Origin of the sequence: Staphylococcus croceilyticus (assembly GCF_002902575.1) — a bacterium.
Classification (GTDB): Bacteria; Bacillota; Bacilli; order Staphylococcales; family Staphylococcaceae; genus Staphylococcus; species Staphylococcus croceilyticus.
Genome location: NZ_PPRD01000072.1, coordinates 1 through 10558, shown reverse-complemented (window position 1 = coordinate 10558; position 10558 = coordinate 1). Strand labels below are relative to the sequence as shown.

At 34.2% G+C, this 10558-nt stretch carries 12 protein-coding genes; 8 read left to right on the top strand and 4 right to left on the bottom strand.

Features of this window, described 5'->3' with window-relative positions; translation table 11 throughout:
- Positions 1 to 70 precede the first annotated feature (70 nt).
- Positions 71 to 1393 carry a hypothetical protein gene (locus CD128_RS08860; protein WP_103329605.1) on the bottom strand — a complete coding sequence of 441 codons (1323 nt, stop codon included), beginning with the start codon at positions 1391 to 1393 and terminating at the stop codon, positions 71 to 73.
- A 197-nt stretch (positions 1394 to 1590) separates the two neighbouring features.
- Here CD128_RS08860 and CD128_RS08855 point away from each other — a divergent pair, with 197 nt between their 5' ends.
- Complete coding sequence (locus tag CD128_RS08855) at positions 1591 to 2895, top strand: MFS transporter (RefSeq protein WP_103329604.1); 1305 nt, start codon at positions 1591 to 1593, stop codon at positions 2893 to 2895.
- 121 nt (positions 2896 to 3016) lie between these two features.
- On the opposite strand, the gene folE2 is transcribed toward CD128_RS08855, so the two are convergent.
- The 3 genes from folE2 to CD128_RS08840 are packed head-to-tail and all read right to left on the bottom strand — an operon-like array spanning position 3017 to position 4950.
- On the bottom strand, positions 3017 to 3895 hold the full coding sequence (gene folE2, locus CD128_RS08850) for a GTP cyclohydrolase FolE2 (protein ID WP_103329603.1): 879 nt from the start codon (positions 3893 to 3895) through the stop codon (positions 3017 to 3019).
- Positions 3896 to 3908: 13 nt separating this feature from the next.
- Positions 3909 to 4574, bottom strand: a complete 666-nt coding sequence (bshB2, locus tag CD128_RS08845; RefSeq protein ID WP_103329602.1) for a bacillithiol biosynthesis deacetylase BshB2 — start codon at positions 4572 to 4574, stop codon at positions 3909 to 3911.
- A 13-nt stretch (positions 4575 to 4587) separates the two neighbouring features.
- On the bottom strand, positions 4588 to 4950 hold the full coding sequence (locus CD128_RS08840) for a YojF family protein (protein ID WP_174694744.1): 363 nt from the start codon (positions 4948 to 4950) through the stop codon (positions 4588 to 4590).
- A gap of 275 nt (positions 4951 to 5225) precedes the next feature.
- Between CD128_RS08840 and hxlA the strand changes: the two genes are divergently transcribed.
- From hxlA to CD128_RS08805, 7 genes are all read left to right on the top strand, one after another.
- Positions 5226 to 5858, top strand: coding sequence for a 3-hexulose-6-phosphate synthase (gene hxlA, locus CD128_RS08835; RefSeq protein ID WP_103298238.1), 633 nt, complete (start codon positions 5226 to 5228; stop codon positions 5856 to 5858).
- 2 nt (positions 5859 to 5860) lie between these two features.
- Positions 5861 to 6409 (top strand): 6-phospho-3-hexuloisomerase, encoded by a 549-nt coding sequence (gene hxlB / locus CD128_RS08830; protein ID WP_103329606.1) that lies wholly within the window; start codon positions 5861 to 5863, stop codon positions 6407 to 6409.
- A gap of 110 nt (positions 6410 to 6519) precedes the next feature.
- The gene (locus CD128_RS08825) at positions 6520 to 7167 is read left to right on the top strand and encodes an HAD family hydrolase (RefSeq protein ID WP_103329601.1); all 648 of its coding nucleotides are present in this window, start codon (positions 6520 to 6522) and stop codon (positions 7165 to 7167) included.
- 75 nt (positions 7168 to 7242) lie between these two features.
- A complete protein-coding gene (locus tag CD128_RS08820) occupies positions 7243 to 8628 on the top strand; it encodes an AMP-binding protein (protein ID WP_103329600.1) in 1386 nt (461 codons plus the stop codon).
- A complete protein-coding gene (locus CD128_RS08815; RefSeq protein ID WP_103329599.1) occupies positions 8625 to 9770 on the top strand; it encodes a thiolase family protein in 1146 nt (381 codons plus the stop codon). Before CD128_RS08820 ends, CD128_RS08815 begins: the two co-directional genes overlap by 4 nt.
- Positions 9739 to 10107, top strand: coding sequence for a protein VraC (locus CD128_RS08810; protein WP_103329598.1), 369 nt, complete (start codon positions 9739 to 9741; stop codon positions 10105 to 10107). Before CD128_RS08815 ends, CD128_RS08810 begins: the two co-directional genes overlap by 32 nt.
- Positions 10108 to 10368 (top strand): hypothetical protein, encoded by a 261-nt coding sequence (locus CD128_RS08805; protein WP_103329597.1) that lies wholly within the window; start codon positions 10108 to 10110, stop codon positions 10366 to 10368. It begins immediately after the preceding gene.
- The last annotated feature ends 190 nt before the right edge of the window (positions 10369 to 10558 follow it).

The window sequence follows — 10558 nt, the reverse complement described above, 5'->3', positions numbered from 1 at the left end:
AAATAATACATATTATACCTCATAATAAATAATTTAATATGATTATAACATATTAAATTGTATACATATGTCATTTATTATATAAACTTTTCCCCTTTTTATCTAATGTAAAATTTCCATCTTTATCTAATCCGTTGGTCTTAAGTACTTGATCAAAAATTTCTTCATCATTAATTAAATTTCTCTTTAGATACTGAATCAACTCATGTAAAGTGGTAGCTTTACTTTCTCGCATAGCTAAAATTAGAAGCCCATTTGATAATTTTTCTTTTTGTGAAAGAGTGTATTTATTATTTTTAAATACATCTTGAGAAATATTATATTTATCGTTATTACGTTCATTTGTATTTTTTAAATCATATAAATCTCTTAAAACATTATAAACAGTAGCATTTGTGGACTTACCATATAGTTTTTCCTTATTACCATATTTAGAGTTTTCAGAGTGACTAGTTTGAACAATTGTATCTAATTTAACATTCATATTATATTTCCATGTAAAACGATTTGCTTGAAACAATGCCCATCCTTCTTTATAACTTACTCGAGGATCTTTATTATAGGAAGTATGACTATTGTATAATTTACCTGGAATTTTATTACGACCAATATTCTGTATCATATACCAATGTGCCCATTCATGAGATAAGTATACTTTTAAAGTTTCACTTTGTTTTTGAGTATCAAATTTAGATGAAACAAATGGCAATTTTAAAAGAATATATTTTTCATTTTTATTAAGAACTCCTTTATCATTAGAATTAGTTTCTAGCACTCCACCATTTTTACTAGAATTAGTAAGCATTATTTTTATTGGTTTATACGAAAAATAATTAAAAGATTGTTTATTATCTTTTTTTAATTCATTAATAGTATAATTAATAGCTTCTTTTTGATCTTTAATTAAGCATTGATAAATATTCCAAGTATTTGTATAAGAATAAATCTTGTTATCGGAAGTTATTGTGTTTGTTTTATTAATTTTATTTGTTGATGTCTTATTTATATTTACATTAGAAACAAAATTCACCACATTTCCATCTTTATCCAATATTTCTCCATCTTTTGTACTACAAAGCCAATGTTTAAAGTATATTTTGTTTACATTTTTTGGGACTTTTAATTTAATATTTTTAATCATTCCGTTACTATTGCTCTGTACAGTCTTCAATAAAATTTTCTTTCCATTTCTATAATAATAAATATCATTTTTATTATTCGCCAATTTTAAAGTATGATTAGAAACGTTAGATTTTACATTAATACTATATTTTTTAATTAATAATTCTTCATAATTATTATCATTCTTATTGAAAACGAATATAAAAAAGCATGTTATTAATAAAATGAACATTAACATAGATAGTGATATTAATTTTTTTTTAAATGACACGATAATATCCTTTCTGTTTTTATATTATTCAAACATTCTCTTCTAAATTATATAATTTTTTAACTTAAATTTTAAAAAATACTAGACCTTTAATGTTGAATTTAAAAGAAGAGTAAATATATTTTTATGATAACGCTTACAAAAAGTATGCTAAACTTAAATAGTAAAGTAACCGTTAACAAAGGGTGGGGATTTATATGAAAAAATATCGTTACTTTATTATTGCAATGATTATTGTAATGACGATGATTAATTATATCGATAGAGGTGCCATTTCGTATGCTCAGAAAGATATCATCAGTGAATATGGCTTTGATACGATCGCTTGGGGCAAGATTTTAGGATATTTTGGTTATGGTTACATGTTTGGTTCATTAATCGGAGGATTAACAGCAGATAAAAGGGGACCTAAATTTGTTTGGATTATTGCTGGAACGGCATGGTCTATTACTGAAATAGCAATGGCATATGCTGGAGAACTTGGTATGGCATTATTTGGAGGTTCAGCGATTATTGGTTTCGGTTTACTACGTGTATTATTTGGCGTGGCAGAAGGGCCAGTATTTTCTATTATTAGTAAAACGAATGCTAACTGGGCAGCACCAAAAGAGCGTGGCTTACTATCTGCATTAGGGTTAATTGGTGTACCACTTGGGGCTTTAATTACAGCGCCTATCGTGTCTGGTTTCCTTACAGTAGCAAGTTGGAGATTGTTGTTTATTATTTTAGGAGCGCTGGGATTAGTATGGGTAGTCGTTTGGGCTTTCGTGTTTACAGATTATCCTGAAGATAATAAACGTGTTTCACAAGAGGAACTCGAAGAAATTCGTGCCACTGATAATAGTTTAAACGTTGAGAAGACGGTTAACACTGAAAATGTTAAAAATGAAAAATGGTATCATTTCTTTAAAAGTCCTACATTAGTAGGTAATATGTTTGGTTATTTTGGTTTCCAATATGTAAACTTTTTAATACTAACTTGGACGCCTAAATATTTACAAGATGAATATCATTTTGAAATCCATTCCTTATGGTATTTAGGTATGGTGCCATGGATAGGTGCTTGTTTCACAATCTATTTTGGGGGTCATATCTCGGACTGGCTCCGTAAAAAAACAGGTAGTTTACGTATAGCACGATCATACTTTGCGATAGTAGGCATGATTTGTGCTGCGATTTGTTTCTTAATCATTCCATTTACACATAGTATTGTAGCTATCATGATACTAATGATGATTGGAAATGCATTTATTTTCTTACCAAACGGTGTCTACTGGTCTGTTATTATTGATACAGCACCTAGTAAAACGGGTACATATGGCGGTATTACGCATTTCTTCGTTAATACAGCAACAGTCATTGCGCCGACGTTAACAGGATATTTAGTAGCAAGTTACGGATACTCTTCTATGTTTATCTCAGCAGTAGTTGCATCTCTGATTAGTATTGTAGCAATGTGTTTCGTTAAACCTGGTGTAAAGCGTATGATGAAACATAATTAAGCTAAAGCTACGGTAAAAGACTTAACTTTAATCTGAAAAATCTTAATAGTCATACAAATATACTAAAAAGCAGTTGTCTCACATTTACTTTCGTGAGACAACTGCTTTCTTCTTAAAACAATTATTTACGATATTTTAATTTAGCGAATGCATCGTGTTGATGAATAGATTCTTCATTACGACATTCAATGTCAAAGCCGTCAATCCAGTCAAATTCTACTAAATCTGCAGCGATTAAGCGAATTAAATCTTCAACGAAACGTGGATTTTCATAAGCACGTTCAGTGACACGTTTTTCATCTGGACGTTTTAAAATAGGGTACAAGATTGAACTTGCATTTGCTTCCATAGCGTCTAAGATTTTTTCTTTATAATCATCAACAACGTCGTTATTTTTGTCTAAATATACTTTAACAGTGACTACGCCACGTTGATTGTGAGCAGAATATTCGCTGATTTCTTTAGAACAAGGACATAGCGTAGTGACAGTCGCTTCAATTGTAATTTCTTTGCGTGTCACGTTGTCTTTTTCAATAGCTAAACCATATGTTACATCAGCGTTTGCTACTGCTTTAATATTTGTAACTGGGCTATAACGGTCAAAGAACCATTTACCTGTTACATCTACGCCAGCAGAATTTTGTTTCATATTGCCTTGTAATGTACGTAGTACTTGATAAAGTGTATCGAAATTAAGTTCTAAGCCATTTGAGTAGTGCTTTTCCACACTTTCTAAAATACGGCTCATGTTAATTCCTTTTTCATCTTGGTTTAAGCTTGTTGAAAAGCTAAATTTACCTGCCGTTTGGTAACTATCGATTTTTACAGGATAAATTAAATTTTTGATACCTACTTCTTCAATTTCGAATAAGAAGTTTTTATGCGTACTTTGTAGGTCTGTCATTTCATTTTTAGTTGTAGGTTTTGTTCCTTCTACTGGATCTACTGAACCAAAGTGCTTCCAGCGACCTTCGCGTGTAGATAAATCAAATTCAGTCATCATTTACCTCCCCTTAAGATTCAAAATGATATGTCCAATATGGTTCAACCTCTAGGAAACTTTGTGTTTCTCCGTCTACTTCTGGACTTGCTATTTGTTTTAAGAAAGGTCCAGTTTGTGAAGCGTGCGCTTCGAAAGCTTTTAATTTAAGGTCTCTATATTGGCTAATATCGTTTAATATATCTGGTTCACCTAATTTTTCAGGTGCATCATTGCTAAATGCAACGAGTTGTAAGCGTGGACGTTCTTCTTTCGGCATGCGACCTACTGTTCTAACTACAGCTTCTGCTGTCGCTTCATGGTCAGGATGCACTGCAAATTTAGGATAGAATGAAATAATTACTGAAGGATTCGTTTCTTCAATTAAACTCTTCACCATATCATCCATTTGATCATGCGGTTCGAATTCTACAGTCTTGTCACGTAATCCCATCTTACGTAAATCAGTGATACCGATCACTTTCGCCGCTTCTTCTAATTCACGTTCGCGAATATTGGGTAAAGATTCTCTTGTCGCAAAAGGGGGATTCCCTAAGTTACGTCCCATTTGTCCCAATGTTAAACAAGCGCAAGTTACTGGCACGTCATTTTCGATATAGCTTGCAATAGTGCCTGCCGATGAGAAGGTCTCATCATCAGGATGTGGAAATATCACTAATACATGTCTTTCATCTTTCATGAATAAGCCTCCTCTATATTGTAAATGGCTTTTCACTAATTTCGAGTGTAGCAGCCAATTGTCCTTCGTAATTAAATCCTGCAATTAAAAATTCATCGTTGTCATTTATTTCATAATGTGTCAATCCTTGAACATAAACCCAACCGCCATCACGTAGTTTTAATCCAACACGATAAGGGTCTTTCTCTCCACCTTTAAGCTGTGCATGTTCATAAGTGACTTGTATATTTCTTAAAAATGTCCCCGCATTAAAGACACGTTGATCGAAATGGTTAGCATATGCACCATTAGTCGTTTCAACGTGTAGGAATACTGGTTTATTTTCAAATGATGTTAATAGTCGTTGTACTTCTTCAGCATTAATGAGTTCCAACACTTTCACTCCTTGCAACCATACAATGTGTTTATCTATTTATTTTACTAAAAAGATAGGAGTAATTGTATATCTCTGCTCAATTTATTTAGAAAAAATGGTATTAATACCACATTTAAGTTGAATTACAATCTTTATTTTCAAAAAAGAAGGATATTAGAACAATGAAAAATATTCTATCGTTTAAAAAAATCTTAGATGGGTAAATAACCAAATGTGAAAGATAAAAACGCGAACTGAAGTGAATGAAATACTTTAGTAATGAAAGGATGTTTGCATTGGAATTACAATTAGCAATCGATTTATTAAATAAAGAAGAAGCAGCAGAATTAGCTAAAAAAGTAGAGGAATATGTAGATATCGTAGAAATTGGTACACCAATCGTAATCAACGAAGGTTTACCAGCAGTTCAACATTTAAATGAAAATATTAATAATGCAAAAGTATTAGCTGACCTTAAAATTATGGACGCAGCAGATTACGAAGTTAGCCAAGCAATTAAATTTGGTGCTGACGTTGTAACAATCTTAGGTGTTGCTGAGGATGCTTCAATCAAAGCAGCAGTTGAAGAAGCGCATAAACATGACAAACAATTATTAGTTGATATGATTGCCGTTCAAGATTTAGAAAAACGCGCGAAAGAATTAGATGAAATGGGTGCTGACTACATCGCAGTACACACTGGTTATGACTTACAAGCTGAAGGACAATCTCCATTAGAAAGCTTACGTACAGTGAAATCAGTTATTAAAAACTCTAAAGTTGCTGTTGCTGGTGGTATTAAACCAGAAACAATTAAAGACATCGTAGCTGAAGAACCTGACTTAGTAATCGTAGGTGGCGGTATCGCTAATGCAGATGACCCTGTAGAAGCGGCTAAACAATGCCGTGAAGCGATTGAAGGTAAGTAATGATGTCTCATTTTACTAATTATCGTCTTATTCTTGAAGAATTAGAGCGTACGTTATCTCACGTACAAGATGAAGAATACGACCGTTTTGCCAATGATGTGAATAGTGCGCAACGTATTTTCACAGCTGGTAAAGGTCGTTCAGGATTTATCGCTAATAGCTTTGCTATGCGTTTAAATCAATTAGGTAAAGAGGCATTTGTTGTAGGCGAATCTACAACGCCATCTATTAAAGAACATGATTTATTCATTATCTTATCCGGTTCAGGTTCAACTGAGCATTTACGTTTATTAGCTGATAAAGCCAAATCAGTAGGAGCTAAAGTAGTGTTATTAACAACAAAACCAGAATCTCCTATTGGCGAATTAGCTGAAACTGTAATTGAACTTCCTGCAGGTACGAAACATGATGCGGAAGGTTCAGAACAACCGTTAGGTAGTTTATTTGAACAAGCGTCATTATTATTTTTAGATAGTGTCGTACTTGGATTAATGGATACGTTTAATGTAGATGAAGAAACAATGCAACAAAATCATGCAAACTTAGAATAGATAATTGGAACTTTATCCAGTCATTTCTGCATTTTTGTAGAACTGACTGGTTTTTTATTATTTATATATAATAATAAAACGAAAAAAATTGGTATTGAGGTGGAAAATAAATGAACTATGAAAACTATATTTTTGACTTTGATGGTACGTTAGGTGATTCGAAAGAATGTAGCATTGTCGCTACGCAACAAGCGTTTAAGACGTTTGGCTTAAATGTACCTAGTGAAGAAGAGATTACGTATTACATGGGTATACCTATAGAAGTTTCTTTTCTAAAAATGAGTGAACGAGAACTAAGTGAACAAGAAGTCGAACAACTTTTAATCTTATTTAGAGAAACGTATAGAAAGTATGAATCTGAATATTTGAAGCCTTTTGATGGGATTTTAGAAACACTTCAAACCTTACATCAAAATAATAAAAATTTATTTGTCGTATCTAGTAAAAAAACAGATGTTTTAATTAGAAATTTAGAAAGTATAGGAATCAGTACATATATTAAAGAAGCGGTTGGTTCAGACAAAGTTGCAGCATATAAGCCTGATCCTGATGGCATTTTAACGATTATGAATAAGTATCACCTTAATAAAGAAGAAACTGTGTATATCGGAGATGCTATTTTCGACATTCAGATGGCGAAGCGTGGAGAAGTAGGAGCTATTGCTGTAACATGGGGGTCTCATAGTCAAAGTGATTTAGAAAATGAACATCCAGATTATATTATCACTCAACCTAATGAACTCACTCATTTATCTTAAATTATAATGAGTTTATCGCTCTTTAATGTTAACATTATTATAAATAAAGTTTACATTAAGTAAGAGGGATAACGTATGCTAGAAATCTTAAAGAATTTGCAACATTACGCTAAAGAACAACCAGATAAAAGTGCCTTGTGTTTTAATGATCAATGCTTAAACTATAAAGAATTATGGGATGCTATTGAACAGGCTAAAGTATCAATTAATGATTTACCACAAGGAACAAGAGTAGGCTTGCTAAGCGAATCACCTATGTGTAATATGATAAATTATCTTGCTGTATTGTCACTAGAAGCAATACCTTGCTTTTTAGATTATCAGTGGTCAACAAGTACGATTAATCAATTAGTTGATACATATGATATTAGTCATCTCATTCAGACGAGGCACTCACTTGAAACAACTGCTACCTCTCAAGTAAATGCTCATGTGTCCAATGAGCAACATCAAGTGTCTCGACTATTACATATTGGTTTTACATCAGGGACAACTGGGCTTCCTAAAGCATATTATCGTAACGAACCCTCGTGGCTTGCTTCTTATATTGAAAATGAAAAGCTATTACATCACGACGAATCTATCTTCATCGCGCCGGGTCCTTTGGCGCATTCTTTGTCATTGTATACTTGCATTTATGCTTTATGGTCAGGAAGAACGTTCATTGGGCAACACCACTTTGATGCGCAACAATTAATGCAACATATCCAACAACAAAAACAATCGATAGCACTATTTCTCGTACCAACAATGTTGTCGCAACTTATACATACACCAAGTGAAACGAAGATGCTGACTTCTATTTTAAGTAGTGGGGCTAAACTTTCACCTCAATTATTTCAAGATGTTACTACGACATTTCCACAAGCAAATATTATAGAGTTTTTTGGTACTTCTGAAGCGAGTTTTATTAGTTATAATTTTAATCAAACGGCGCCTATAGATTCAGTTGGTCAGCTTTTCCCTAATGTAACTTATCAATTAGAAGAACAAGATAGTGATCAAATTGGCCTCTTGCATGTTAAAAGTAATATGACGTTTTCTGGTTATGTGAACCGCAAAGTGATTCAACCAGAAAGTTGGATAGAGACAGGTGATTATGCCTATGTAAAAGATCAAAACCTCTATTTGGTGAGTCGTAAAAGTGAGCGACTTATTATAGGAGGTAAGAACGTTTACCCGACTGCTGTAGAACAATGTGTGAAGCAACTAGAGGATATTGACGAAGCGGTGATGATTGGGGAACCGCATACACGCTTTGGTGAAATTGCGGTGCTTATTTATATGGGGCAGCGCGAACTTGATTATTTAAGTTTAAGACGCTATTTAATGCAAACATTATCGCGATATGAGGTGCCTTCAAAACTTGTGAAAGTAAATACGATGCCTTTTACCAATAGTGGCAAAGTGGCGCGTGGCACATTGCGAGATCTTTATTTAAAGGGGGAGCTAGAAATATGAAAGAAGCGATCATAGTGTGGGCTAAAAGGACACCGTTTGGTAAGTATGGTGGGATGCTACGACATTTAGAACCTGAGCAGTTATTGTTACCCCTTTTCCAAAAAATAAAAAATGAATTTCCTGAGATTGTGAATCAAATAGATGATGTAATATTAGGAAATGTTGTGGGGAACGGTGGCAATATTGCGCGTAAGGCGTTGTTGGAAGCGGGAGTACCTAATGAGGTGCCAGGTGTAACGATGGATCGGCAGTGCGGTTCGGGTCTGGAAAGTATTATATATGCTTGTCGGATGGTGCAGTGTGGTGCAGGGCGTGTGTATGTGGCAGGCGGGGTCGAGAGTACGAGTAGGGCGCCGTGGAAGATTAAACGTCCTCAATCGGTTTATGAGACGCAGTTGCCACAGTTCTATGAGCGTGCGTCATTTGCACCAGAAGGTCTAGATCCAACCATGATTGAAGCTGCTGAGAACGTGGCGAAGCATTATCGTGTGCTGCGAGAGGACCAAGATGCATTTGCGATTCGAAGTCATCAGTTAACGGCGGAGCACTTTGATAATGGTGATATTCAGCGTGAGATTGTGCCGTTAAAGGTGAAGGGGCAATGGTTTGAGCGAGACGAGAGTATTAAGCCGTCTTTAACGGAAGCGCGGCTCAACCGATTACGACCTCTGTTACGCGAAGGAACTGTGACGGCGGGTAATAGTTGCATGAAGAATGACGGTGCGGGCTTAGTGCTTGTCATGGAGAAAGAGCTGGCGATAGCGCATGGCTTGACGCAAGGATTAACTTTTAAAGATGCGGTCACGACAGGAGTAGATCCAACATTGCTAGGCATTGGCCCAGTTTCTGCGGTGAAACGTTTATTGGAGCGACAGGCGTTACAAATTGAGGATATAGATGCGGTGGAGTTGAACGAGGCATTTAGCTCACAAGTGCTAGCTTCAATAAATGAGTTGCATCTAGATATAGCGCGCGTGAATCAATGGGGTGGCGCTATTGCTTCGGGCCATCCTTATGGTGCTAGTGGTGCAGCGTTAGTAGCGCGGTTATTTAATTTACCTATGTGGCGACTAGGCATTGCAACAATGGGTATTGGAGGAGGTATGGGTAATGCAATTCTCTTTGAAAAGTGGCACCAGTGAAGCGCGTCATGTCGCTTTTCATGAAGATGATGTGCGACGTTATTGTGATGTGATAGGACGGGTCTATGATGGCACGGTGCCACCATTAATGTGTGCGAAACTTTGGCCAGAATTTAATCTTTTTAAATCATTTATGGGGAAAAAGATAATGTTAAAGCGTACCCGAGTAAATCAGTATGAAAAATTGGAATGTGGCATACAATATTGTGTATATTTAACGCATAAATGCACTAACAAGGTAAAGCAATTTGACCAATATATTTTTGAGTTGAAAATAAATAAAAATAACAAAACTTGTATTATTATTGAGCAAACATTTATTGAGGAGAAAACGTAAATGAAGTTTAGTCAATCACAAGTCAATCAATATTTAACTATTGTTAATGACCAAAACCCACTTCACAATACTATCGTTCCTGGGCAACTCGTCGCAGATTATGTGATGAATGAGTGTGGGGTTGAGTGGCAGAATTATAAAATTAAATATTTTCAAACCATTTATATAGATGAGGTTATAGCGTTTTTTGTAAGGTCAGAAAATGAAATTGTGGTTTGTTCTGAAGAAAATGGGGTAAAACTAGTTATAATTATGAATTGATAAAAAAATTAATTCTTAATTGTAACTTTTTTTATTTTGGAATTTAATCTGAAAGCGTATTCGTTTAATTATTTTTAAATTCTGTCAATTGAATAAAATTGTATTTCTTAATTTAAATTAATTTTAATAAGTTTGACAACATGCATTAGTTCTGTATAATTATGTAACATAAATAGAAGGAGTGTTACAG

What these genes read in the sequence shown, in the direction of transcription:
- CD128_RS08855 (WP_103329604.1), top strand. Translation starts at nt 1,591, where the DNA reads ATGAAAAAATATCGTTACTTTATTATTGCAATGATTATTGTAATGACG.
- folE2 (WP_103329603.1), bottom strand. Translation starts at nt 3,895, where the DNA reads ATGACTGAATTTGATTTATCTACACGCGAAGGTCGCTGGAAGCACTTT.
- bshB2 (WP_103329602.1), bottom strand. Translation starts at nt 4,574, where the DNA reads ATGAAAGATGAAAGACATGTATTAGTGATATTTCCACATCCTGATGAT.
- hxlB (WP_103329606.1), top strand. Translation starts at nt 5,861, where the DNA reads ATGTCTCATTTTACTAATTATCGTCTTATTCTTGAAGAATTAGAGCGT.
- CD128_RS08825 (WP_103329601.1), top strand. Translation starts at nt 6,520, where the DNA reads ATGAACTATGAAAACTATATTTTTGACTTTGATGGTACGTTAGGTGAT.
- CD128_RS08820 (WP_103329600.1), top strand. Translation starts at nt 7,243, where the DNA reads ATGCTAGAAATCTTAAAGAATTTGCAACATTACGCTAAAGAACAACCA.
- CD128_RS08815 (WP_103329599.1), top strand. Translation starts at nt 8,625, where the DNA reads ATGAAAGAAGCGATCATAGTGTGGGCTAAAAGGACACCGTTTGGTAAG.
- CD128_RS08810 (WP_103329598.1), top strand. Translation starts at nt 9,739, where the DNA reads ATGCAATTCTCTTTGAAAAGTGGCACCAGTGAAGCGCGTCATGTCGCT.
- CD128_RS08805 (WP_103329597.1), top strand. Translation starts at nt 10,108, where the DNA reads ATGAAGTTTAGTCAATCACAAGTCAATCAATATTTAACTATTGTTAAT.